This is a genomic window from Pseudovibrio ascidiaceicola (genome assembly GCF_900114245.1).
GTDB classification, from domain to species: Bacteria; Pseudomonadota; Alphaproteobacteria; order Rhizobiales; family Stappiaceae; genus Pseudovibrio; species Pseudovibrio ascidiaceicola.
On the sequence record NZ_FOSK01000008.1, the window covers coordinates 74,853 to 99,973 of the forward strand.

22 protein-coding genes and 1 tRNA gene are annotated in these 25,121 nt (G+C 51.4%); 13 read left to right on the forward strand and 10 right to left on the reverse strand.

The features are described 5' to 3' along the window. Positions 1-135: 135 nt before the first annotated feature. Both BM231_RS15815 and BM231_RS15820 read left to right on the forward strand, forming a co-directional pair. On the forward strand, positions 136-1,353 hold the full coding sequence (locus tag BM231_RS15815; RefSeq protein ID WP_063311619.1) for an MFS transporter: 1,218 nt from the start codon (positions 136-138) through the stop codon (positions 1,351-1,353). Between the two features lie 180 nt (positions 1,354-1,533). Further along, positions 1,534-3,663 (forward strand): sodium-translocating pyrophosphatase, encoded by a 2,130-nt coding sequence (locus BM231_RS15820; RefSeq protein ID WP_093520858.1) that lies wholly within the window; start codon positions 1,534-1,536, stop codon positions 3,661-3,663. A 91-nt stretch (positions 3,664-3,754) separates the two neighbouring features. Here BM231_RS15820 and BM231_RS15825 read toward each other — a convergent pair whose 3' ends face one another. The 4 genes from BM231_RS15825 to BM231_RS15840 all read right to left on the reverse strand — a co-directional run bounded on the left by BM231_RS15825 (position 3,755) and on the right by BM231_RS15840 (position 7,604). Further along, entirely contained in the window at positions 3,755-5,020 is a 1,266-nt protein-coding gene (locus BM231_RS15825; RefSeq protein ID WP_093520860.1) for a carbohydrate porin, read from the reverse strand. Positions 5,021-5,304: 284 nt separating this feature from the next. Next, positions 5,305-5,724: an acyl-CoA thioesterase gene (locus tag BM231_RS15830; RefSeq protein WP_093520862.1), complete on the reverse strand. Its 420-nt coding sequence runs from the start codon at positions 5,722-5,724 to the stop codon at positions 5,305-5,307. Between the two features lie 151 nt (positions 5,725-5,875). Beyond that, the gene (locus tag BM231_RS15835; protein WP_093520864.1) at positions 5,876-6,784 is read right to left on the reverse strand and encodes a DUF417 family protein; all 909 of its coding nucleotides are present in this window, start codon (positions 6,782-6,784) and stop codon (positions 5,876-5,878) included. A gap of 382 nt (positions 6,785-7,166) precedes the next feature. After that, complete coding sequence (locus BM231_RS15840; protein WP_063311614.1) at positions 7,167-7,604, reverse strand: outer membrane protein assembly factor BamE; 438 nt, start codon at positions 7,602-7,604, stop codon at positions 7,167-7,169. Between the two features lie 127 nt (positions 7,605-7,731). On the opposite strand from BM231_RS15840, the gene BM231_RS15845 reads away from it, so the two are divergent. From BM231_RS15845 to BM231_RS15870, 6 genes are all read left to right on the forward strand, one after another. Continuing rightward, entirely contained in the window at positions 7,732-8,292 is a 561-nt protein-coding gene (locus BM231_RS15845) for a ubiquinol-cytochrome C chaperone family protein (RefSeq protein ID WP_208860422.1), read from the forward strand. After that, positions 8,285-8,857, forward strand: coding sequence for a DUF177 domain-containing protein (locus BM231_RS15850; RefSeq protein WP_093520866.1), 573 nt, complete (start codon positions 8,285-8,287; stop codon positions 8,855-8,857). The genes BM231_RS15845 and BM231_RS15850 overlap by 8 nt, the downstream gene beginning before the upstream one ends. Before the next feature lie 166 nt (positions 8,858-9,023). Further along, positions 9,024-10,073, forward strand: coding sequence for a phosphate acyltransferase PlsX (gene plsX / locus BM231_RS15855; RefSeq protein ID WP_057464304.1), 1,050 nt, complete (start codon positions 9,024-9,026; stop codon positions 10,071-10,073). A gap of 10 nt (positions 10,074-10,083) precedes the next feature. Beyond that, the gene (locus BM231_RS15860) at positions 10,084-11,061 is read left to right on the forward strand and encodes a beta-ketoacyl-ACP synthase III (RefSeq protein WP_063311612.1); all 978 of its coding nucleotides are present in this window, start codon (positions 10,084-10,086) and stop codon (positions 11,059-11,061) included. A gap of 135 nt (positions 11,062-11,196) precedes the next feature. Beyond that, positions 11,197-11,508, forward strand: a complete 312-nt coding sequence (locus BM231_RS15865) for an integration host factor subunit alpha (protein ID WP_057464306.1) — start codon at positions 11,197-11,199, stop codon at positions 11,506-11,508. Positions 11,509-11,549: 41 nt separating this feature from the next. Beyond that, positions 11,550-12,263 carry a MerR family transcriptional regulator gene (locus tag BM231_RS15870; RefSeq protein ID WP_063311611.1) on the forward strand — a complete coding sequence of 238 codons (714 nt, stop codon included), beginning with the start codon at positions 11,550-11,552 and terminating at the stop codon, positions 12,261-12,263. Between the two features lie 102 nt (positions 12,264-12,365). Here BM231_RS15870 and BM231_RS15875 read toward each other — a convergent pair whose 3' ends face one another. Then, positions 12,366-12,794: an Lrp/AsnC family transcriptional regulator gene (locus tag BM231_RS15875; RefSeq protein ID WP_063305406.1), complete on the reverse strand. Its 429-nt coding sequence runs from the start codon at positions 12,792-12,794 to the stop codon at positions 12,366-12,368. Positions 12,795-12,933: 139 nt separating this feature from the next. Between BM231_RS15875 and BM231_RS15880 the strand changes: the two genes are divergently transcribed. The 5 genes from BM231_RS15880 (at position 12,934) to BM231_RS15900 (ending at position 19,909) form a co-directional block, all read left to right on the forward strand. Beyond that, positions 12,934-15,996 carry an aminotransferase class III-fold pyridoxal phosphate-dependent enzyme gene (locus tag BM231_RS15880; RefSeq protein ID WP_093520868.1) on the forward strand — a complete coding sequence of 1,021 codons (3,063 nt, stop codon included), beginning with the start codon at positions 12,934-12,936 and terminating at the stop codon, positions 15,994-15,996. 258 nt (positions 15,997-16,254) lie between these two features. Then, positions 16,255-16,560, forward strand: coding sequence for a nucleoside triphosphate pyrophosphohydrolase family protein (locus BM231_RS15885; RefSeq protein WP_063289197.1), 306 nt, complete (start codon positions 16,255-16,257; stop codon positions 16,558-16,560). A gap of 113 nt (positions 16,561-16,673) precedes the next feature. Continuing rightward, on the forward strand, positions 16,674-17,444 hold the full coding sequence (locus BM231_RS15890; RefSeq protein ID WP_167550307.1) for a DUF2793 domain-containing protein: 771 nt from the start codon (positions 16,674-16,676) through the stop codon (positions 17,442-17,444). Between the two features lie 92 nt (positions 17,445-17,536). Beyond that, the gene (locus BM231_RS15895; RefSeq protein WP_093520872.1) at positions 17,537-18,313 is read left to right on the forward strand and encodes a glycoside hydrolase family 108 protein; all 777 of its coding nucleotides are present in this window, start codon (positions 17,537-17,539) and stop codon (positions 18,311-18,313) included. Between the two features lie 195 nt (positions 18,314-18,508). Further along, positions 18,509-19,909 (forward strand): amidohydrolase, encoded by a 1,401-nt coding sequence (locus tag BM231_RS15900; RefSeq protein ID WP_093521166.1) that lies wholly within the window; start codon positions 18,509-18,511, stop codon positions 19,907-19,909. 132 nt (positions 19,910-20,041) lie between these two features. Here the strand turns inward: BM231_RS15900 and BM231_RS15905 are convergent. From BM231_RS15905 to BM231_RS15925, 5 genes are all read right to left on the reverse strand, one after another. Then, positions 20,042-20,118, reverse strand: a tRNA-Pro gene (locus BM231_RS15905). Between the two features lie 136 nt (positions 20,119-20,254). After that, positions 20,255-21,523 carry an O-antigen ligase family protein gene (locus BM231_RS15910; RefSeq protein WP_208860423.1) on the reverse strand — a complete coding sequence of 423 codons (1,269 nt, stop codon included), beginning with the start codon at positions 21,521-21,523 and terminating at the stop codon, positions 20,255-20,257. Continuing rightward, a complete protein-coding gene (locus tag BM231_RS15915; protein ID WP_093520874.1) occupies positions 21,520-23,079 on the reverse strand; it encodes an undecaprenyl-phosphate glucose phosphotransferase in 1,560 nt (519 codons plus the stop codon). Before BM231_RS15915 ends, BM231_RS15910 begins: the two co-directional genes overlap by 4 nt. 12 nt (positions 23,080-23,091) lie before the next feature. After that, entirely contained in the window at positions 23,092-24,306 is a 1,215-nt protein-coding gene (locus BM231_RS15920) for a glycosyltransferase (protein ID WP_093520876.1), read from the reverse strand. 182 nt (positions 24,307-24,488) lie between these two features. After that, positions 24,489-25,046: a polysaccharide biosynthesis/export family protein gene (locus BM231_RS15925; RefSeq protein WP_093520878.1), complete on the reverse strand. Its 558-nt coding sequence runs from the start codon at positions 25,044-25,046 to the stop codon at positions 24,489-24,491. Between the last annotated feature and the right edge of the window lie 75 nt (positions 25,047-25,121).

Genomic DNA, 25,121 nt, shown 5'->3' on the forward strand with positions numbered 1-25,121 from the left:
TTGCATGACGTATTCTCATCGAGTTGTGCGTATATCTCCCGAAGTTACAGATGATCTGGTGAGCTCTGTGGTTGCTCATTACGTGGAATTGATTAGGCTGTCGGTTCCTTCCTGATTTCTTTGAAAGTTTACATTATGGCAAATACTCTGGCGGCTCCGTTGATTGATGACGGATTGGCAAAGCGCAATGCGCTGCTTTTGGCGCTTGCCCAGTCGTTTGCTGGTGGTGTTCCTCCTATCATTTTTGCAACCACATCTATTCTTGCTTCAGTTTTGTTGGTTGACGACAAGTCTCTGGCAACATTGCCTGTTACTGCTTTTGTGCTTGGAACCGCCATCGGGACGTTGCCTGCTGGCATGATCATGCGCAGTTTTGGACGCCGCGCCGGGCTTGTTGGTGCGCTGCTGTTTGGTGTGCTGTTTGCTTTGGTTGCCGCCTACGCTGCCTACCTTGGTAGTTTTACGCTGCTTTGTGTTTCTACTCTCGGCAGTGGTTTTGTGATGGCCTTTACCCAACAGGCGCGTTTTGCTGCTGCTGATACCGCCAGCCCTGCCTTCAAGCCCAAAGCAATTTCATGGGTTTTGACCGGTGGTATTCTTGCCGGTGTGGTTGGTCCGCAGACCGTAATTCTGACACAGGGCATGTTTGAGCCCTTCCTTTTTGTCGGAACCTACCTTGCACAAGCGGTCCTGATGCTTATCGGTTTGTTTTTTGTGGCGTTTTTGGAAATACCTTTGCCACCGAAGATGGAAAAGCATGAACGTGGACGGCCGCTTTTAGAGATTCTGAAGCAACAAAAGTTCTTTGTGGCTGTTGGTTGTGGAATGATCAGTTACGCGATCATGAATCTGATCATGACCTCTGCACCGCTCGCCATGGTTGCTTGCGGGTTGACGAACTCAGATGCGGCTCTTGGCATCCAGTGGCACGTGATTGCCATGTTCGCACCTAGTTTTATTACGGGTAGTTTGATCAGTCGATTCGGCCATGGAGCTGTAATTGGCACCGGATTCTTGCTTTATGCGGTGTGCGCGCTGGTTGGCCTTACGGGACTAGAGCGTTGGATTTTCTGGAGTTCCCTGATTTTACTTGGTCTTGGCTGGAACTTTTCTTTCGTCGGGGCGTCTGCGTTGCTGACCCAAACTTACCGACCAGAAGAACAAAACAGAGTCCAGTCCATAAACGACTTCTTCGTCTTTGGTTTAGTCGCAACTGCCTCGTTTTCCTCAGGGAAATTGTTAAACGTGTTTGGATGGGAAACTGTCAACCTAATGGTGTTCCCGTTCGTTATCTTATGTCTATTTCTTGTTGTCTCACTGATGTTTACTGAAAAACGGGAAGTTAAAGTTTGAATAATTCCAAATAGTTTCTCTCCTTTCAACATACGTGTTTCCTTCCACTACCACGCAAAAGCAACTTGACGGATAGTGACAGGTATATACCGTCACTGTGTTCGTTAATTTACACAATTGCAGTGCGGATTTTGCTACGAACACACACATAAGTAGCAGGGTACCCTTAGGGGAGGAAATATGACTGAACTTATCGTTACCATTGCGTGCGGTTTGCTCTCTGTCGTTTACGGCATCTGGGCAATTCGCAGCGTGATGGCTGCTGACACCGGGTCTGCGAAAATGCAGGAAATCGCTGGTGCCATTCAAGAGGGTGCGCAAGCATACCTCACTCGTCAGTACACCAGTGTTGCAATTGTTGGCGTGGTTATCTTCGCCATCGTCGCTTACTTGCTGTCTATCACCGTAGCTATTGGATTTGTTATCGGTGCCGTTCTTTCCGGTGCCGCAGGATTTATTGGAATGCTCGTCTCCGTACGGGCAAACGTTCGCACTGCACAAGCTGCAAGCCAGAGCCTTGGGGCAGGGCTCTCAATTGCATTCCGTTCCGGTGCTATCACCGGAATGTTCGTTGCCGGTCTCGCTCTTCTGGGCGTTGCCGTTTACTATCTGATCCTCACCGGACCTATGGGCATTGAGCCAACATCACGTACTGTGATTGATGCGCTTGTGGCTCTTGGCTTTGGTGCTTCTCTGATTTCCATCTTCGCCCGTCTTGGCGGCGGCATCTTTACAAAAGGTGCTGATGTTGGCGGTGACCTTGTTGGTAAGGTTGAGGCTGGTATTCCTGAGGATGATCCACGTAACCCGGCAACAATCGCAGATAACGTTGGCGACAACGTTGGTGATTGTGCAGGTATGGCCGCTGATTTGTTTGAGACCTACGCCGTGACGCTTGTTGCGACGATGGTTCTTGCAGCGATCTACTTTGCCGGTACAGCTAACTTGCAGTCTGCAATGCTGTATCCAATGCTGATCTGTGGTGTTTGCTCTGTGGCATCCATCATTGGAACGTTCTTCGTGCGTCTTGGCGCATCCAACTCGATTATGGGTGCGCTTTACAAAGGCTTCATCGCCACGGCGATCATTTCGCTAATCATTCTGTATCCGCTGACCTATTGGGTCTTCGGTGGTATGGACACAGTGCTGACCATGAGCAATGGCGTTAGCTTTACGCCGCTGGATCTGTTCTTCTGTGGTGTCTCCGGTCTTGTGGTGACAGGTCTGATCATCTGGATCACGGAATATTACACCGGTACCAACTTCCGTCCTGTGCAGGCGATTGCCCGGGCATCTGAAACGGGTCACGGTACCAACGTTATTCAGGGTCTTGCGGTTTCCATGGAATCCACTGCGCTTCCTGCGTTGGTGATCATCGCTGGCATTATCGTGACGTATCAGCTTGCTGGTCTGTTCGGTATTGCCATTGCAGTGACAACGATGCTGGCGCTGGCTGGTATGGTTGTGGCGCTTGATGCGTTTGGTCCAGTCACGGACAACGCTGGTGGTATTGCTGAAATGGCAGAACTGCCTGCGGAAGTGCGCGACACGACTGATGCGCTGGATGCTGTTGGCAACACCACAAAGGCTGTGACCAAAGGCTACGCGATTGGGTCTGCCGGTCTTGGTGCTTTGGTGCTGTTTACGGCCTATACGGAGGATCTGAAGTTCTTCGTGGCGAACTCTGAGCAGTTCCCTTACTTCAAGGGAATGACTGAGGCGTCCATCGACTTCTCCTTGTCCAACCCGTTTGTGGTTGTTGGCCTGTTCTTTGGTGGCCTGCTACCATTCCTGTTTGGCGGTATGGCCATGACAGCGGTTGGCCGTGCAGCGGGTGCTGTGGTTGAAGAAGTTCGGCGTCAGTTTAAAGAGCAGCCAGGCATTATGAAGGGTGAAGTTCGTCCTGATTATGGCCGTGCAGTTGATATGCTGACCAAGGCTGCAATCAAGGAAATGATCATTCCGAGCATGCTGCCTGTACTGTCTCCAATCGTCATTTACTTCCTGATTGAAGCGATTGCTGGCAAAGCAAATGCCTTCGCATCTCTGGGCGCTATGCTGCTTGGTGTGATTGTGACTGGGCTGTTTGTTGCGCTTTCCATGACCGCTGGTGGCGGTGCATGGGACAACGCCAAGAAGTACATTGAAGATGGGCATTACGGTGGTAAGGGCTCTGAGGCTCATAAAGCTGCGGTGACAGGTGATACGGTTGGTGATCCTTACAAGGACACTGCTGGTCCAGCTGTGAACCCGATGATCAAGATCACAAACATTGTGGCTCTTCTGCTTCTGGCAGTACTGGCGCACTAGTTTGCTCTGACCTGATTTGAGACTAAAAAGCCCGGTCTGGGAGATGGCTGGGCTTTTTGCTGTTCTGGTGTTGGAGCGCTTTGGCGAAGACCTAGAATTTCACCGAGAACTCGGTGCCAAAGACCCAGGCGTCCGGGATGTCGTCGTTTCCAGCAGGATTGACCACGTATTGAAAATCCAGAGTGAGGTAGGACCAGTCTGCAAACTGGTAGCGGTGGGTGGCCTCGAAGACGAGTTCATAAGACTGGCCTTGTAGGTGATCGCTGTAAAAGCCAAGGATGAAGGCTCCTGCTGTGACGTCATTGTCTCTGTTGGGGAGCAAGCCTTGATAGAATAAACCGCCGCTAACACCGAAGGGTTGGGTGTTGATGGCTTGTTGTGGTGCGATTGTAACAAGGCCCCAAAGGCTCAGACCTTGCAGGTCCTTTTCCTGATAGATCATCTGCCGTGCGATGGCATAGGCGCCCCAGTTGCCTTCGCGCGTTTCTGTTGTGGTGCCTAGCACGTCAACTCTACTGGTGTTGTAGAAGGCGCCGATTTGATAATGGCCGGGGAGATACTTACTTGTGTCATCTTTCCCTGGATTTACGCCAACCTGTCCAACCATCAACACGTCGCCTTTTGGCTCAAAGCGGAAGTTGAAGCCGTTCTCGGCGTTGTTCAAGTCATCAACGGAGGCATCATAGACGCCGAGACCGATATACTGATTGTCAGGGAAGGTGTAGGTGCCTGCCAGACCCCATATATTGAAGGGGTAAGTGGTGAAGGTTGGTTGATTGATGAGCAGCTGACCGGGGGTGCTGTTCAGTGCGCCGTTGAGGTAGTATGCGAAGGTATCGTCTCTTGCGAAGATGTCTCCTACAGCGAGACGGCCTGCTGAGATGTAGATCTGATCGTGATATAGCTTTTGCTGCAGGCTTAGGTTGGCGATGGCCAGGATGTCGCTGGAAAAGATCTGGGTAACGCCAAAGTCGTTGCCAATCACTTCCTGTGAAAGGCCTTGTCCCAGACCTTGGTACATAATGTAGTGCAGGCTGCTGCCTTTGATGCCGAAGATTTTGTCAAAATCCAGCTTTGCCATGCCTTCAAGGCGTGCGCCATAGGTGAGGCTCTGGTTTAAGCCGCCGACCGGATTTGCGGCTACGTCCTGCGTATAAAGAACACCAAGATCCAGGCCTTTGTCGGAGAGGTTGGTGCGAATGCCACCCCAGTCGCGCGTTCTGTTATGCCATTGGGCCCATGCCAATGGCCAGTTGCTATTATCCTGCGCGCGAAGTTCTATGCAGGGCGCCAGGCTTGCGCTGGCAACCACGATCAACCATAGAACTGACGACCTGCGTTTGAGTGGGGCAGGCATCTTAAGTGCTCGCAAAAACTGGTTCCCCTAGACTAAACTCAGGCAAACAGAGAAACTCTGGATTATGCTGTGCGCACTCTTATCTACGCCGCATGCTCCAACACTTTGATGGAACCCATCCTTTTGCGAAAAACGCCCGCACCCTTTTAAGGATATGCCCACATCATTCCAACATGCAGCAAGGCTGCATGTCGTACTCAGATTCACTCAATAGGATGAGTATAGTCTGTTGTTTTGCCAGCGGCTCCTATCTGATACCTGCTAAGTAAAATTGAGGTGTCTTTCTAGGCTGCTGGCTCTGGCTGCAAGGCTTCGTAGCGTTCTCTTGCGTGCGCGGGCAGAGGGCAGGACTTGCGGATTTCGCGATCCATATGCACTCCGACGGCCTGCATGGTGGCAACGGGTGTGTCTGTGATTGAGTCAAACATGGTGTGTTTGAAAAGGATGGTCTTGTCGCGCATTTCTTTGATTTCAGAGCGCACAACCAGCAGATCACCTGCCGAGACCTCCGCCAGATACTTATAGGTGATCTCCAGTGCAGCCATGCCCTTGTTGCTTTCGCGGATATAGGCTGGGGTGATGCCGATATGGGCCAGCATGTGCCAGGTCGCTTCATCAAATTTGGAGGTGTACCAAGCCACATTCATGTGACCCATGTGATCTTCCTGTTGCGGGTAAACGATCCCGCGATATGTCTCAAACATCTTTGTTTCCAATGTAATCGCAATTATGACCAGCCTATTGGGAGGAGCGCTGCAGGTCATTACGACTGTCGGCTACCTTCAACTCAACATGAAAAAAGCCGGTGTTCCCTTAGGAGCACCGGCTTTCCAGTAATTGCTATCTACGGGCTGCTCAGTAATTGCGCCAGAGGATGATGGCTGCGGCGAGCAGGAACTGGTCTTTCAGGACGAAGATGCCTGTGCGGTTGAGGAGGGGGAAGAATGAGTCCGCATCCCAACCCGGTACAGAGAACATGAAAGTGAGGGTGCCGAATGCTGTTGCAGCGATGCCGAGGACACCCAGACCACCAAGGAAGCGGTTGAATGGCAGGCACAACAGCAGAAGCAGGAAGACCCACTCTACGATACCAATGAAGTTGGAAGCGCCCTGAACATCCCAGACTTGATAGGTCCAGCTGAAGAAGATGTTGGACTGCATCAGGCGGACAATGCCTTGTGCCTCAAACTCATAAAACTTCATGGCACCGATCCAGCCCATGACCAGCGCGATGCCAGCGAAGCTTGCGAACACTGCCAGCTTTTTGAGAGAGTTTGCGGTCTGTTCCTTACCAGCTGTGTGCATGTGATGCCCGAGAATGTAGGCCGGGATTGCAAACATGGAGAGGTATTTCAGGAGGTTTTGACCGGAACCAATAATCGGGAAACCTCCGAGGGCATCCATCCACACAGGGTTTGTGAACAGATAAAGGAAGTTGAGGGCGAAGATCAGCATGGCCATCAAGCAGCCGAGAATGCCAAGGCGGCGATCTTTCAGGCCAAGCAGAACCAGAATGCCCGCCGGGACTTCAAAAAGAGCCATCAAAACGCCGGTGAGAGGCACGCCGAGAGTTTGAACTACTCCACTGAAAATTGGGCTGTTGCCGAGCCAGAACTCAATTTGCTGATGTTCCGGTCCTGTCAGCTTCAGCAGGCCAACCCAGATCAGGTAGGTTGCAGTGACGAGTGTGAGATAGACAAAAAGGGCGTGATCTGAGGGGCGCAGATCTGTAATTTTTTTGAGGGCAGAAGAGGAATGCGTCATGATTTTACTTCGCGTTTATCGTTAGAGCACGTCGCGTTTATTTGCATTCACACATCGCGATCTAACATCCTTGGTGGAGCGAATTCTTGTCGTTTGATTGTTGCCAATCAAAAGGAACGCGCTCTAATGCCTTGAAGAAACCACGGAAGAAGACGGCCAGAATGCGTATAACTCCTCAATACACGATCACATGTAGCAAACCTCCAATAACACCAGCGTGATTTTAAGCGTGAACCTTAGGATTTGGCAGCATTCGCGATATGAATGGGCTAAGGCAGCCTAGCCTGTTGGCTTTCAATGTAAGGTCAGGCACTAAACGCACATAAAAAAAACGGCGCCTGATAAAACAGGCGCCGTTTTTCAAACTCGTGGTGGGCGGGTCTTAGAGACCGATTGATGGATTTGCAGCTCCACGCAGGATCTGCGTCAGGAGACCATAATCAGCACCGCCGGTGCGTGTTTTTCTGCCGAGGTAATCAAAGACTTTGCCGTCTTCAATGCCGTAATCAGCAACGGACCTCACGTAGCCATCTTTATCAAAGTACACAGCGACAACACGCTGGTCGACGATTGACGGAGACCAGAATGCCACTGTTTCGCTCTTTTGCGAGATATAATAGTAAGCTTCACCGTCCAGATTAGATGTGGTGGACGGGCTACCAAGGAGAAGTTCTACCTGCTCACGGCTGGAACCGACTTGAACATCTTGAATTGAATCAGGTGAAACGACCTGGCCATGTGTCAGTGTCTGGGTGAAGCAGCCGGCAAGTGGCAGGCTCAAAAAAGCGAGGAACACAGTACGGCGTGCGAATGCAATCATTCCAAACATCCTGTTGGCTTGCAAATTGCAGCAAAATGCAGCAAGCAAGCGGTTTAGATTCAGACTTGTGCTTATGCCATCCTCGTGGCAGTCACACAAGTAACTCGACAAGCGCAAGAGAGGTGCCATGATCTTCGGTTTTTTCCGTCGACGTAAAGACACATCCGTCAGAACAACTTACGAGCGGATCGTCGCGCAGGCACGACTACCAGTGTTTTATCAGCACTATGGTATACCTGATACGAGCGAAGGTCGCTTCGAGATGATTGTTTTGCACGCTTTTTGTGTCTTTCACCGGTTAGGAGGCGAAGATAAGGCGTCCCGGAAATTTGCACAGGCTGTATTCGATTATTTTTTTCAGGATATGGACCAGAGCATGCGAGAGATCGGTATTGGCGATGAAGGTGTGCGTAAACGGGTTCGAATTATGGTCGAATCGTTTTACGGACGCACAGCCAGCTATATGCAGGCTCTGGAAAACAAGGACAATTCCGCTCTATTTGAGGCCTTTGTAAGAAACATTTATGGCGAGGGCGGTGAAGCTGTTGCGATAAGAGCGCTGGTTCATTACATGCATGAGGCGGTTGAAGGTCTTGCTGCCCTTCCAACCCATGAAATTCTTGCGGGCGACGTCAAATTTGTGGCTCCAAAAACCGAACTTATAAGGGAAAGCGCCAGCGATGGCTGAAACTGAATACCCGTGGGCCTATTTTTTCGATGCGGTGCGTCTTGGTAAGAAAACCAAACAAGTAAAGCTTGTTCTCAACGAGAGCGAGCGGGCGCAGATCGCCAAGGCCTATGATTTGATAGAGCTGCCTGAGTTCGAAGCCGACCTTGAAGTGCGTCCGTGGCGCCGTGATGGACTGGCGGTGCGCGGTCACATCCGCGCCAAAGCTATTCAACAATGTGTTGTTACGCTTGAGCCAGTTGAGTGCATGGTGGACGAAGAGTTCGATCGTACATTTTTGCCGGATCAAGATTCCCGGGGGCGTCGTCGAAGTGATGATGATACCTTGGAAGTAGATCTGGATATTGATGAGAGTGATCCGCCGGATTATTTCGAAGGCCCTCAGGTGGACTTCGGAGCTGTTGTTTGTGAACACTTTGCGTTGGGTCTGGATCCATTTCCTCGGGCTAAAGGGGTTGAAATGGATGACAAATATGCTCCGGACCCGGAGGAAGAACTGAAACAGGATGAAGAGCAGAAGCCTTCTCCGTTTGCTGCACTAGAAGCCCTTAAAGGCAAAAAATAATCTTAGATTGCTGCAAAGGTTTTTTAGAGGTGGGTGTTGCGAGACGTTTATAATCGAGTATCTTCGCGACGCGCATTTCCACTGAACTTAGGGAAAATGCTCTTAACTATTCCGAGGTCTGCCGATACAAGGGCAGACTTTGTTGGGACAAGGCAAGAAATTGGAAATGTCTGAAAAAATACGTATTTCTCTTGATGCTATGGGGGGGGATTACGGTGTTGAGGTGGTGCTGCCTGGTGCTGATCAGGTGCTGCAACGCTGCCCGAATATCGAATTCCTACTTTTCGGTGACAGTAAAGTCATCGAGCCAATGCTCGAGGAATACCCTCGTCTGAAGCAGGCATCCGTTGTTCATCATACCGATGTGTCGATTGGCATGGACGAAAAACCAAGTCAGGCTTTGCGCAAGGGCCGCGGTAAATCTTCCATGTGGAATGCGATCGCTGCGGTCAAGAATTCTGAAGCAGATGTTGCGGTTTCTGCTGGTAACACGGGCGCGCTGATGGCGATGTCCAAGTTTTGCCTGCGTACCATGTCTGGCATCGAGCGTCCTGCGATTGCGGCAATGTGGCCGACACTTCGCGGTGAGTCCATTGTGCTTGATGTGGGTGCTACGATTGGCGCGGACGCGCAGCAGCTGATCGACTTTGCTATTTTGGGCGGCGCGATGTGTCGCTCCGTTCATGGCGTGAAACAGCCGACTGTTGGTCTTCTTAATATTGGTGTTGAAGAGGTGAAGGGTGTTGAGGAAGTGCGTACAGCTGGCAAAATGCTGCGCGAACTGTCTCCTCCAAACCTTGTTTACTCCGGCTTTGTCGAGGGTGATGACATTGGTAAAGGCACCGTTGATGTTGTCGTGACCGAAGGGTTTGCTGGTAATATTGCCCTTAAAACAGCTGAGGGAACTGCAAAACAGTTTGCTGGCTACCTACGGGCTGCTATGAAACGTACGCTCATGGCTAAAATCGGTTACTTTTTTGCGCGGGGGGCTTTCGAGCGGCTTCGGGCGAAAATGGATCCGCGTAAAGTCAACGGCGGGGTCTTTCTTGGGCTCAATGGGATTGTTATCAAAAGCCATGGCGGAACTGATGCCGAAGGTTTTGGTGCTGCCATTGAACTTGCCTATGATATGGCCAAGAATGAATTGATTAAAAAGATCTCCGAGGATCTGGCAAACTACCATCGTGGTCGTTTCTCAGAGGCTGAAGAAAACTGAAGGGTTTAAAGTGAAGGCACTTCGCTCTGTATTTTTGGGCTGTGGCAGCTATCTGCCTGAAAAAGCACTTACTAACCAGCAGCTTACCGAGATTGTTGACACTTCTGATGAGTGGATCGTTCAGCGTACCGGGATCAAGAACCGTCATATAGCGGCAGAAGGTGAGTTTACGTCTCATCTTGCAGTGAAGGCTGCCAAGGCTGCGCTGGAAAATGCCGGTGTTGATGCGCAGGACATCGATCTGATCGTTCTGGCAACCTCTACACCTGACAACACGTTCCCGGCAACAGCTGTTGCTGTTCAGGCCGAACTGGGTATCAACCACGGTTTTGCGTTCGACGTTCAGGCTGTGTGCTCTGGTTTTGTTTATGCGGTTACCACTGCTGATGCATATCTGCGCGGCGGTCTGGCTAAGCGTGCGCTTGTGATTGGCGCTGAAACATTCTCCCGCATTCTCGATTGGGAAGACCGCACGACCTGTGTTCTGTTTGGCGATGGCGCTGGCGCTGTTGTCATGGAAGCGCAGGAAGGTGAGGCTTCTGCTGAGACCAGCGGTGTGTTGACCTGTCATTTGCGTTCTGATGGCCGTCATAAGGAAAAGCTTTACGTGGATGGTGGTCCTTCCACCACTGGGACTGCAGGTCATCTGCGCATGCAGGGCAAAGAAGTGTTCAAGCACGCGGTTGGCATGGTCACAGATGTGATTGAAGCTGCCTTTGATGCCACTGGCACAACTGCGGAAGACCTGGACTGGTTTGTTCCTCACCAGGCGAACCAACGCATCATTGATGCCTCTGCAAAGAAACTTGGCATCGCTCCTGAAAAGGTAGTGAAAACAGTTTCCGAGCACGGCAACACTTCGGCTGCATCGATTCCTTTGGCTCTGGACAGCATTGTTAAAGCTGGCAAGGTCAAAAAGGGAGATCTGATCATGCTGGAAGCAATGGGCGGCGGCTTTACCTGGGGTTCAGTACTCCTTAAGTGGTAAAAAGCGGCAAAAAACCCCAGAGGGTTGCATTTCTTAGCAAATGAGCTGTTGACCCTGACGCCGGTTGGCCATACCGTAACTTGTTGAAAGCAAGCTTTATTCTTACGGATCATGGCTTTACCGGAGGAGGGTGGAATGGGTAGTCACACTGTAACCCGCGCTGATTTATGTGAAGCGGTTTACCAGAAAGTCGGCCTATCTCGGACTGAATCTGCCGAACTCGTTGAGCAGGTACTTGCAGAAATTTCTGCCAGCCTGGAAGGTGGCGAGTCTGTCAAATTGTCTAGCTTTGGCTCTTTTGTTGTTCGCTCGAAAGGTGAACGCATTGGCCGTAACCCAAAAACAGGTGAGGAAGTTCCGATCTCTCCACGCCGGGTTATGGTATTCAAGCCAAGCAATGTTCTTAAACAGCGCATTAATGATGCACTGGTTGAGGGCGCCAGCTAATTTGCTGCCCCGATAATAGTAAGGTTTAGAGGGTCTGCATCGTGGAGAAGAGCGCCGACGCGTTCCGAACAATTAGTGAAGTAGCGAGTGAACTGGATCTGCCGCAGCACGTTCTGCGGTTCTGGGAAACACGATTTACCCAGATCAGACCTCTGAAAAGAGGCGGTGGACGGCGCTACTACAGACCTGACGACCTTGAGCTTTTGCGCGGTATCCGCCATTTGCTCTATGGGGAAGGCTACACGATTAAAGGCGTGCAACGTATTTTGCGAGAGCAAGGCGTGCGCGTCGTTATGGACGTTTGGAAAGAGGGTGGTGGCGTTGTCATCCCAACCTCGTCCAGCGCCAATACGCCTGTAGGCGTAGCTCCTGATCCATCCCAAGTTTCTGAGGGTTCAGTGCGGAGTGCAGCGGAAGCTGCGGTTGCGCAGGCTATCATGTCGTCACCAGATGAGATGTATGAGCCGCAGGAAGACTGGGTTGCTGAACGGTCTGTTGAAGAACAGGCGGTGCTTCCGCTTGAGAGCGAGCCTGAGCCGCAGATGCCATTGCCGTCCGGTCTGTTGCCGGATGACGAGCCGGATCAGCATGGCAAAGGTGGACATGGAGCATTTGGTTTCATGGATCGTTTGATGGGTTCTGAAAAGGAAGAGGCAGCTGGTTCTGCTGGACTTTCCAAGGACAATGTTGATCGGCTGCAGTCCACGCTCTTTGAGTTGTTGGAGTGTAAGCGTATGCTGGATCAGGCGCGATAATCTGCAAAAATTGATAGGGTCTTGGGTTGGTGGAATGCTAATCTGAGCGTTGGTTTAAGGGCGTCAGTCACTGCTTTGTTGCAGTCGGCGCCCTTTGCTGTTTCAAGTGCGTTGAAACTCATCCCGCAAAATGACAGTGGTTGTAAGGTCCTTCACACCGTCAGTGGATGCGATGGCGTCTCTGACGTTGTTGAGCATCTCCATTGAGGAGGCAACGACTTCGACCACAAGGTCGAGCTCTCCACTTACCGAACTCACACGTTTAATCTCAGGAAACGCCGCTAGTATGTCGAGGATTTCACGCATTGGCGTGCGTGATAGGCGGATGAACAGGAAGGCGGAGATGTGCGTGGGATCAAGGCCGCCGATGTCTGCCCTGTAGCCGCGAATTGTGCCGTTGTTCTCCAGCCGTGTGATGCGTTCGCTGGTGGCACTGCGAGACAGGTTTATGCGGGCTGCCAGTGTTTTGATCGGGATACGGGCTTCTTTGGAAAGGATCGCGATAATCTCGCGGTCGGTGGCGTCGAGCATTGAAGTTCCTCTGAGCGGACTATCAGGAAGAGTGCCGTTAAAATACTTATTAATCGCGACATAGTGGCGGTACAACTGACATAAAGTCGGTGTTCTGAAATATCAGTGTACGTTATATTCCGGGCAACCGGAGAGACTTATGACTGATATTAGCTATCCCGCCCCTAATTTTGACCGCGATACCATTGCAGCCCTTCTGCTGGAGCACTGGAACCTGAAAGGTGACTTGTCTCCATTGGAAAGCGAGCGCGACCAGAACCATCGCCTTGATGCAGAGGATGGCACGCGCTGGACGGTCAAGGTCGTCAATGCCAGTGAGCCCGACGCTGAGACTGGATTCCAGACAGCCATGCTGCAGCATCTTGCTGTGTCCTCTCCGGATTTGCCTATGCCGCGCCTCCGTCTGACAAAGGATGGTGGAGCCACACAGAGTGTCGCCGGACCGGATGGAGCATCTCATGCCATGCGGGTGGTTTCCTGGGTTCCCGGGGTGCCGTTGGCTGAAACTCAGCGTGAAGATGGTGTTGTTGCCAGTTTGGGAACGTTGCTTGGCAAGATGGATAAGGCGCTGCGTGGTTTTGTGCATCCCGGTGCTTTGCGCAGCTTTGAGTGGGATTTACGTGCGGCTGGTGATGCCCGCGCGCGCCTGAGTGCCATTGGTGATCCTGATCAGCGGCGCGTGGTTGAGTACTTCCTTGATCGGTTTGACGGGATTGTTGCTCCGCAGTTTGCCGGCTTGAGAGCTGCTGTCATTCACAATGACGCCAATGACTGGAATGTGCTGGTTGATCCAGAAGATCATTCCCGCGTTTGTGGTCTTATTGATTTTGGTGACAGCCTGCATACGCCCGTTATTGCAGAAGTTGCGATTGCGGCGGCCTATACGATTATGGAGGTGCCTGATCCGATTGGCGCTGCTGCTGATCTGGCTGCTGCCTACCATGCTGAGTATCCGTTGGATGAAGGGGAGGTTGATCTTCTCTTTGATCTGATTGCGATGCGGTTGGTGACAAGCGTGAGTTTGTCTGCTCTGCGGAAAGAGGAGACTGACGACAATCCATACCTTGCTGTCAGTGAAGCACCAGCCTGGAACCTGCTTTACAAACTTTATGGCATGAAACCATCGTTTGCGACTGCAATCCTGCGCAAGGCCTGTGGCTTTGATGCTGTGCCGGGTGCTCGGAAGGTGGCGGCGTTTTGTGCAGAAAACCGGAACTCATTTGCCCCGTTGTTTGCGCGTCATCCCAAGCTCATGTCCAAGGCGCTGGTGCCTTATGCTGATCCTGACAATGAGATGACAGTGACGTCTCGTGATCGCCAGCCAGAAGCTGCGCAGGAGTGGTGGGAAGAGTACTGCGAGGCGCATGGCGTTGAGCTTGGCATTGGTCCATGGGGTGAAAGCCGCAGTGTTTACTCCTCGGATTTCTTTGAGAGCCGCTTCATCGAAGGAGAGCGTCGCCGGAACCATCTGGGGTTTGATTTGTTCCTGCCTTCAGGAACCCGTGTCTGTGCGCCAATGGATGGCAAGGTGCGGTCTGTGGTGATTGAGACAGACCCGCTTGGTTATGGTTGCATGATTGCGCTGGACCATGAAACAGACTGTGGTCAGCCGTTTGTAAGCCTTTGGGGGCACATGGCCCATGAGGCAGCGAGCCGACTGAGCGCGGGTGATGTGATCAAAGCTGGTGAGACAGTCGGGTATCTGGGTGCGGAAGATGAGAACGGTGGTTGGGCTCCCCATCTTCACCTGCAGCTCTGTGCTGACGTTTCCTTGAGTGCTGAAGAAATTCTTGGTGTTGGCGAAAAGAAGTATCTTGATGTGTGGGCTGACTTGTTTCCGTCTGCCATCGATTTTGCTGGATTACCGCAAGAAACACTGGGCAGTACTGGGCGGTCAGTCGGCGAGATTGTTTCATCGCGTCGTCAGAACCTGCTGCCGAACCTGTCTATCTCTTACAGTGAGCCAATCAAATTTGTGCGTGGTGAAGGCGCTTATCTTATTGATCACCGCGGGCGGGCTTATCTGGATTGCTTCAACAATGTTTGCCATCTGGGCCATGCGCATCCAGATGTGGTTGAGGCCTTGTCTCATCAAGCGGGTTTGCTCAACACCAATACGCGGTACCTGCACGATAACATCGTTGAGTACTCTGAACGCCTGACAGCGACACTGCCGGATGATCTGGCGGTTGCTTCGTTTGTGTGTACGGGCAGTGAGGCGAACAGCCTAATGCTCCGCATGGCAGAGGCGCATACCGGGCGCCGTGATGCGGTGGTTCTGGATTGGGCTTATCATGGCACCACGCCTGAGTTGATTGCGCTGAGCCCTTACAAGTACAAGCGCAATGGCGGGAAGGGACGGCCTGATCATGTGTTTGAAGCTGCTATTCCTGATGCATACCGCGCTCCTGCGGACTGGGTACCTGAGGAGATCACTGCGCGTTATGTGCAGAGCGTAGCCGAGCAGCTGGATCTGATGAAGAAACAAGGCCGTGCGCCAGCTTTCTTCATTGCTGAATCAATTCCAAGTGTGGCTGGTCAGGTGTTTATGCCAGATGGCTATCTGGATGAAGTTTACAAGCTGATCCGTGCTGAGGGTGGTTTGTGTGTGGCTGATGAAGTGCAGGTTGGGTTTGGTCGTGTCGGATCACATTGGTGGGCCTTTGAAACACAAGGCGTGACGCCGGATGTTGTGACTATGGGCAAACCGATTGGTAATGGCCATCCTATGGCCGCGCTCGTGACCACTCGTGAGGTTGCCGCCAGCTTTAACAATGGCATGGAATACTTCAACACCTTTGGTGGTAATCCTGTTTCCTGTGCTGTTGGGCTTTCTGTGCTGAACGTGATTGAACGAGATGGATTGCGCGAGAATGCGCATGTTGTTGGTGACTACATCCTCTCTGGCTTCCGAAAGATGATGGAGAAGTATGAGTTTATTGGCGATGTGCGCGGCATGGGCTTGTTCCTGGGCATTGAGCTGGTGAAAGACCGCCGGACCAAAGAGCCAGCAACAGATATGGCGAGACGTGTTGCCAACCGTGCGAAGGACCTTGGTATCTTAATGGGAACCGAGGGGCCATATGACAATGTGTTGAAGATGCGGCCACCGATGATTTTTTCTAAGGAAAATGCCGATTACCTGCTGGATGTTCTCGATCAGGCCATGAATGAGTCCGTTTCAGCTCTGGAAACCATGTAAACTATCAAAAAAGGGCCAAAGTCTGGCCTTTTTTACCTGAAGAATAGGCGGGGACAGGAAGTTGTCTCCGCTTTTTCTTTGACCTGAGGGCTAACGGGATGAAGGTAAGGGTGAGTTCAATTCATGTTCAAAATCCGGAAGCGTCGCTCTTGATCGCAACGTCCTGAGTGCTCCGGCTTGTTGTTTTGGGTTTGTTTTAGAACAGGTTGGCATGCCATCCGTTTGAAAGCAGGCCCCAGAGTTTGAAGGTGGGCGAACATGGTAACCATTGAAAGCAGTGCAAGCATTACGGCCTGGGGTGAGCGAACCTTTGGGCAGGTGGCTGACCTGAATGCGTTGATTGCGCGGGCAAAAGAAGAGCTTGCCGCTCTACAGCTGGCTGTCGAAAGTGGCGAGAGTTCACGTGATGTCGCTGCGGATGCCGCAGAGATCGCGATCCTGCTGCATCGTCTTGTTGGTTTGCATGGCGCTGAGCTTTCATTTGCCGTTGACGAGAAAATGGCTCGCAACCGTACGCGCATCTGGTCTCTGGCTGGTGACGGCACTGGTCGCCACGTTGCTTAAGCTTTTGGTTGTTGCTGCGGGCTGACCTGCCTGCGGTCTTCATCTCAACTTATCCCCCTTGTGACGCTGGATGGTACGCTTTTGCGTAGGCTAGGCGATCTATGGGGATCATGATGAGTGAGACGACACCGCATCTAAAGCTGCCATTTCTGGCAGCTGCTCAAGCGCAAAAACATGTCACGCACAACGAGGCTTTGGCACTTGTTGATCTGGTTGTGCAGCTTTGCGTTGTTTCCAACAGTGTGAGCACACCACCTGCAGACCCTGTAGAAGGGGGGCGTTATATCGTGCCTACTGCTGCGACGGGTGCTTTTGCCGGGCAGGAGAGTAAGATTGCAGCCTTTGATGCTGGCATCTGGCGGTTTTTAGCCCCGGTTGAGGGCTGGGCGGCATGGGTGCAAAGCCTTGGTGCGATGCAGGTTTTCTCTGGTGGCAGTTGGATTGGGTTTTCTTCTGTAACTGGGCTGGGCGTTGATAGCGTCACAGGCGGTGCGGCGTTTCAGCAGGAGAAGACTGTGCTGAGCGAGAGTGCTCATGGTGCGCAGAGTCAGTTTGTGACTGCGGATGAGCTGATCACCGTTTCTGGCGGTTTGACTGAGAGCTCGTTGGTTATCCCCTCCCGTGCAATTGTGTTTTGTGTGTCAGTCCGAGTGGTTGAGGCCGTTACGGGTGTAAGTTCCTATGACTGCGGAGTTGCTGGTGAGAGCAGCAAGTTTGGAGGGGGCTTAGGGATTGCGGCGGGTTCTAGTAATGCGGGCGTGATTGGGCCGACGGCGTATTATGTTGACACGCCAGTTCGGATGACCGCGAATACTGGTGACTTCACCGGAGGCAAGGTTCGATTGTCCTTGCATTACTTCCTACCAGTGGTGCCACAGAACTGATCCTTACTGTTTGAATTTCATGGGCCGCATCTGCGGCCTTTTTTGTGTTTGCACGGGGGCTTTGGCTCCCGTTTTTTATTAGGGACTGAGAGATGCAGGATACCTTCCAATTGATCGTTTCGGACTTGCTTGAGAGTGAAGGGGGATTTGCCCATCGAAGCCGTAAGGCTGATCCGGGCGGTCCAACAAACTTTGGCATTACTCAACGGACTTTGAGTGCGTGGCGGGGACAGTCTGTCAGTATTCAGGAGGTGCAGTCTATGGATCAGGCTGAGGCCATCGATATTTTTCGGGCGCAATATTGGGATGCTGTGAGGGGAGATAAAATGCCTTCAGGGTTGGATTATGCGCTTTTTGATTTTGCTGTGAACTCCGGGCCTGCGCGGGCGGTTAAAACGCTTCAAGCTATCCTTGGCGTTGTTGTTGATGGCGTGGCTGGTGTTGAAACGTTTGGAGCACTTGAAAAGCGTAATCTGCGTGATCTGGTCGGTAAGCTTTCGGCTGAGCGTCTGCGTTTTATGAAGCGGCTTAAGAACTGGCCTTACAACAAAAATGGATGGACGCGCCGGGTAAAGGATGTGCAGCAACGTTCGTTTGAGTTGATCAAATCGCCAGCATCTGCGGCTCAATCACTGCCTGTCCGTGATGGAGTTATGCCAGATGGCGCAGCCAAAGCGCGAGGCGAGGAGACATCTGCAATGAGCACTTGGTTGACGCCAGAAGGGATAAGTAAGGCCGGAGTGCTGATCTCCGCAGTTTCCGGCATGCTTGCTGGTTCTGGGCCGTTGCAGTGGGCATTCGCTTTTGCACTTGTTGTTGCAGCAGGCATTGGTGGTTATCTGATGATCCAGAAAGAACGGATGGCATAGGTTTAGCATGATGGCTGGGGGATGGGAGCTTACGCAGCGGTGCTGTAAAGCTCCCCAGTGATTTTGGAGCATCGGGCAATCTGTAGTGGGAACTACCAATGACGTTCTACCAAGGACGTTTTAGTGTGCTTGCAGGTTCTCTCAATACAACCGGGCACCAAAATTCTGAACTGCTGGAAAGGCATTGCAGGTTCCATGAAAAAACTTAGCTTCGTTTCTCTTCTTCTTGGTTTTACCGCTCTTACAAATGCGCATGCAGGTGAGGCTGTTGATCTGCTGATCACCAATGCGCACGTTCTGACCATGGATACGCAGAAGACCGTTTATGATCGCGGGCTTGTGGCAATCAAGGGCAATAAGATTGTGGCGGTATCTGACGGATCTGACAGTGCTGATTACAGTGCCGACAAAACCATTGATGCGGACGGCGATATTGTTATGCCCGGGATGATCAATGCGCACACCCACGTCTCTATGACTGTGTTCCGCTCATTGGCTGATGATGTTCCTGATCGCCTGCATCGGTATATCTTCCCGTTGGAGGGAGCACTTGTCTCACGTGATATGGTTCGTATTGGAGCGAACCTTGGTAACGTGGAGATGCTGAAGGGCGGCGTCACCACCTATGCTGATATGTACTATTTTGAGGATGAAGTCGCGAAGACAGTCGATCAGATTGGCATGCGTGCTGTGCTTGGTGAGACTGTGATCAAGTTTCCGGTTGCAGATGCGAAGAATGCTGAAGAAGGTATCAAATACGCTTTGAACTTCATCGAGGAATACAAAGACCATCCACGCATTACGCCGGCATTTGCGCCTCATGCGCCGTATACAAACACAACTGAGGTGCTTGTGAAGGTAAACGAGCTGGCGCAGGAAAAGGATGTTCCGGTCTTGATCCATCTTTCGGAATCATCTCGTGAAAGTGAGAAGATTGATAAGCGGATGCCGGGTAAAACACCAATCGGTTACATGGCGGAAATCGGTGCGCTTTCAAAACACTGGGTGGCTGCGCATGCCATTACAGCAAATGATGATGATATCCAGATTTTGAAGGATCATGATGTTGGTGTCTCTCACAATATGAGTGCCAATATCAAATCAGCGAAAGGTGTTGCGCCTGCCTTGAAGATGTTTGATCAGGGGCTTCGTATTGGTCTAGGGACTGACGGCCCAATGTCTGGCAATACGCTTTCCATCATTGATGAGTTGGGGCAGGTTGCGAAGGTCCACAAACTGGCCAACAAAGACCGGGCTGCGATGCCTCCGGTTAAAGTGGTTGAAATGGCAACCATTGGTGCTGCGCGTGCACTGCATATGGAAGACAAGATCGGATCACTGGAAGTCGGGAAACTAGCTGATGTGATTATCATCGATACCAAAGCGCCCAACATGGTGCCGATCTTTAACCCATATTCTGCACTGGTTTATTCTGCTTATGCCACCAATGTCAGCACCTCAATTGTTGATGGTCGTATTCTGATGGAAAACCGTAACGTGCTGACTGTGGATGAAGATCAAATCCGCAAGGAAGCGCAGGAATTTGCAGATGTCGTCCGTAAAACAGTCATTGATAAGGGTGAGGTTGTTCAATAGGCCTTATTAAAAGCCGCATTTACGAGGGGACTGGCTTGGTCAGTTCCCTTTTTTGTGCAAGCAAGTGCGCATCATTCAGCGCAGTACATAGGGCTAACCCAATCTGCAAAGAATACTGCCTTTGTGAGAAAATGGTCGGGTAGGCCGGATTTGAACCGACGACCCCTTCACCCCCAGTGAAGTGCGCTACCAGGCTGCGCTACTACCCGAACCGTGAGGAACCTTGCGCCTGGGTGCGTTGCCGCATATGCAAGTATTCCTATTTGTGGAGCTGTCTTAACAGCTTACCACACAACTTTCCTACCTAATTCAGGTTGTCTGATCAAGGATCAAATGAGACTGGGCTTATTGTGCTGGTGGAAAACGCCTGTAGCGTGAGATGCCGGATTCCGCTGCGATGATGGCCCACAGAATGCCGAGTAGCAGAAAGTAGTGGCGCCAATGATCTGTGTCGATAATGAAGCTAACACAAGCATGTAGCAGGAACGCGACGTAGGTACAGATGATGTATTTCTGCCAAGGTCGTGGCTTGAAGACAAGCGGTAAAGCTTTGATCAATGTCCAGAAAACAAGCGTTAAATAGGACAGGCCACCAAGCCACCCATAGGTTGTAAAGGCCTTTAGGTAGGCGTTGTGCTCATCCTCTGGGAAGATGGAGTTAAAGCCGCCAACACCAAGGCCGAACGGGCGTTCTGTGACAAGTGTGAAGCCTTCTCCCCAACGTCCGAAACGCCCTAAACGTGCGCCGTCATAATCCTGCACGAGCTTGGCGCGGAGCGTGAACATCTCCGAGATCGATTCAATTGAAAGAATTGCAAACAGCGCAATGATAAGGCCGACACCTGCAAAACCAAGGATACCCAGCAGCTTCATGCGTGGGATTGAACGTCGCTCATTTATGAAGACCAGCAAAAACACCATGAGTGCGCCGCCCAGTGTCATGCCCCAAGCTGCCCGGGAGAAGGAAAGGAACGCACCCAGCAAGAGAATGAGCAGGGCGCCTGACTTGAAGATGTTCTCTCTCAAAGGCTTGGTTAGAATGTCATAGGTGATCAGCAGGGTTGGTAGAAGCAGAAAGGGGCCATAGACGTTTGGGTCTTTGAAGGTGCCTTTTGCGCGGCCATACAGTGTGAACTGATCATAAGCGCCGGGGAAGGCGTTGAAGTACCCAGCAATGGCGAGCAGTGTGGCAAACAGGGCTGCCAACAAGTAGCCCTTCTCAATGATGTCTATTCGCTCAATCTTTGCAGACAGTGTTGCTGCATACAAGAAGGACGAAAACGCCAGAAAGACCGTCACAGCGTAGAATATGGTAGCTTCTTTAGTGTCTGCAGCTGCTGGTAAGGCAAGAATTCCGCCTGCAATGTAAAAGCACAGCAGGATCAGAAGTGGCAGGATGTCTTTGCGCAGTTCCAGACCGAAGAAGGACCAGCCTACCAATAGCAGGGCAATCAGCAGGTCATAGGGTGCTGGTTCTATGATGACGAGTGCGCTCACGGATGCGGTCAGAAACAGTAGCGCTCTGGCTATTGTTTCTGTTCCTATTGTCAGAGGCACATACCAGAAGGGGCGTGTGTTTCTGATTGCATCGTGTGGGCGCGACAGGTCGGTCAATATGCGTTTTCCGTTTCCAGAAGACAGAACGGCGTTTTAATCAGGATGTAGAGATCAAAGAAAACGGACCAGTTTTCAATGTAGTAGATGTCGCATTCGACACGCTTCTGGATCTTGTCTTCGGTATCTGTTTCGCCGCGCCAACCTTTGATCTGCGCCCACCCTGTGACACCTGGTTTGACCTTGTGACGTGCGAAATAGCCATCCACCACGTTCTCATAGAGACGATCCTCAGCTTTTGCGGAGAGGGCGTGCGGGCGTGGGCCAACGAGAGAGAGTTGCCCCATCAAGACGTTCATCAACTGTGGCAGTTCATCAATGGAGGTTTTGCGGATGATGCGGCCGATTTTGGTAACGCGTGGATCGCCTTTGGTCACCAGTTTTGAGGCGTTGGCGTCCGTCATGTTGTGGTACATGGAGCGGAACTTGAAGACGTCGATCAGCTCGTTGTTAAAACCATAGCGTTTCTGGCGGAAGATGACCGGGCCGGGGCTGTCTAGTTTGATCAGCAGGGCCGTCACCAGCATAACCGGAGAGAGAGCGATCAATGAAATGCTTGCGAAGAATATATCGAAGGCGCGTTTTGCAATTGTGTCCCAATCTGCGATCGGTTTCTCAAGAACATCTACAAACGGCACTGCGCCGACGAAAGACGATGCTCTCTGGCGGAAGCGCAGTTTATCAGCATGTGCTGAGAGGCGGATATCAACCGGGAGAACCCAGAGCTTTTCCAGCAGCTGAATGATGCGCTTTTCTGCACGGATCGGGATTGTCACCAGCAACATGTCGATTTGGGCAATGCGGGCGAACTCTACCAGATCAGAAACGTTGCCAAGCTTTTGGTAGCCAGCGACGCTTGGTGGGGAGCGATCATTTGAGCGGTCATCAAAAATCCCGCAAATCTCAATGTCATTGTTTGGTTGACGCTCAAGTTCTGCGATGAGATCAGCAGCACTTTGTCCACCACCGACAAGAACTGCTCTGCGGCTCAAGCGACCCATGCGGGTCCAGCGCACGATAAAGCCACGCATGATCATACGGAAGATTGTGAGGACTACAGCCCCGCTCACAAACCATTTCAGCAGGAAAGCTTGTGGAATCTCTGTAGATGGCAGGATGAGTAGCAAAGACGTAATCAAAGCAGCAAATACCAGTGCCCAAGCTGTGATGAGACGCATAGCTTGAGCCACGACTTTTTGTAGGGCATTGGCCTGATACAGGTCAGCCATTTGAAACAGCATGACGCCAATCAGGGAGGCTTCGAACAGTGCGAAGATCTGCCAGAGAGGCGGGATATCAAGGGAGGCTCCGCTCAGATAAGCGAAAACACCTGTCAGAACGATCAAGGTCGCATCTGAGCAACGCATGAAACCATCAAAAACCGTTTTAGAGATGGTGTTGGTGCGAAGGGTAGCTGCCACCTCCAGAGCATCCTTGGACAGATTGCTTGTCGTGAGGTCTTCATTTTGTGTCAAAGAAGCCTGCTGACCGTTCGTCCCGGATTGGTCATCAGGTGACGGGCCACTCTCAATTACATTGAAGCGATGCTTGACCATTGTGCCGTGCGCCTAAGTGAGTTTGTTTTGTGAGTGCAGCGTGGACTGTTGAGACTGCTGTGAGGCGTCTGCCAGTTCATCTTTCGCACTTCGAACAGGGTGATAAAGTTGGGTGATGCTCTGCGCCATTTGCGACAGAGTGAAATTCGTTTTCAGATGGTCCTGCAGTTGCAGGCTTAGTTGGGTTTGCTCTTCAGAATGAGAAAGCGCCCAACTGACTGCATTTGTCAGTGACTGCTGATCATCGGGTTGAACAAGTGTCTTTTGATGCTCGGCATAAATCTCAGGGATGCCGCCAACATGTGTTGTGATCAGCGGTTTTTGCGCGGCAAGGAGTTCCAGCACGATATACGGCAGAGCTTCTGCGCGAGAAGGGATGACTGCAGTTTTACCGAGTGGAAGGGCCTGGCTTAGCGGCAAGAACCCGTGAAAAGTAACGAAGACTTGTAGATTCTTATCACGAACCATTTGCTCAAAAAGAGCACGATCTGGGCCGTCTCCGACAATTGCAAGAGTTGGCTTGGTACTGGAGTTTTTGTGCAAGTCATCCAGAGCATTGATGAGCAGGTCGACGCCTTTCAAAAGACGAAGCTCTCCGACGAAGAGTAGGTCAGCTGCGTTCTCCCGAGCTGTGCTGCGTTTGAACTCTGCTTGCCGCAAACCGTTATGTACGATCTTGTGGTGTGGATGGTTGTCGTTCAGGCCGATCTTTTGTTGATAAGCTGCTTTCTCAAACGCACTGGTAAACACGAGCGAGTCTGTGAGTGGTCTCAATAGTTTTTCAAGCGTGATGTAGACTTTGCCTGAGGTGGTTGAAAAATCGTAGTGCAAGCTGCCGCCATGAGGGCTGTAAACGCGCTGGGTTCTGATTCCGCGCAGCCTCAGCGCAGACCCTATGATGCGCGCCCAAACGCCACCTTTAGCGCCATGACCGTGCAAGACATCCGGCTTTAAAGGGGCGAGATGTTTTGTGAGCTTGTAGAAGCTGAAAAGGTCTTTGGGAGCGAGTGATCGTGCCATCGGAACAGCGAGTAAGCCAAGGGAAAGACTAGGCTTTAAGGCTTCCAATTGCTTCATTGATGAAGGAGGGATAGCGTTGGAGGCACAGATAATGCCAAGTTCATGGCCCATCTCGATCTGTTCTTCAACAAGATCCATAAGATGGCGAAACGCGCCGCCTAAAGGCGCACGTATGCAATGAACGATTTTTAGCTTGTCCGTAGACATCCGCAGCAAACTCCCCACCGCGCATGCATTGTCTTATGCTCCCCAGCACAGACCGCCGCGCAATTGAGTTTATTGCTAGCTTAAAATACTGTTTGACCTGTTAATCGACAGGGTTAATTAACTCTTAATCGTGAGTTTTAGCCTAATAAAACGCAAAGGCATGTAGGGTGCATGCTCTTAATTTAAAAGAGCCTTTCATGCACATAGAGTGTGTCGCCAGGGCGAACCGGTGTTGTGATTGGTGCTGGCCCGCTGGCAATTTCACCGCCGATCTGCCGGGTCAAGTCAACATCCTGCTGGCGCGCTCTTGCGGTAAAACCTCCTGCAGTCGCGACGGCGTTTTGCACGGTCATGCCTGGAAGGTAGGCGTACTGGCCTGCGTTTCTGACTTCACCCATGATGAAAATTGGTCTGTAGACTGCAACTTCAACAGAAACGTCGGGATCGCGGATGAAACCGTTTTTTAGACGGGCACGGATCATGCTTGCGAGTTGTTTTGGAGTTTTGCCTGTTGCGTTGATCTGACCGATCAATGGGAAGGCGAGGCTGCCACCCTGATCAATCTTGTAAGTATTAGACAGATCAGCCTGTCCAAAAACAATAATGCGGACTTCGTCGCTTGCAGCAAGAGTGTATGGCTGGACCAGTTCCTCATGAAAAGCAGGCTCTGGCTTTTTATAGGATGAACAACTCGTTAACAGAGTTAAGCCAGCAATAACTGCTAGTAGGCGCGGGCGCATTACGAAATCCTTTAAATTCATTGGGAGTATATTTCGGCGCTCAAGGTTAACAGAGTATAAATATTGTAATTATCC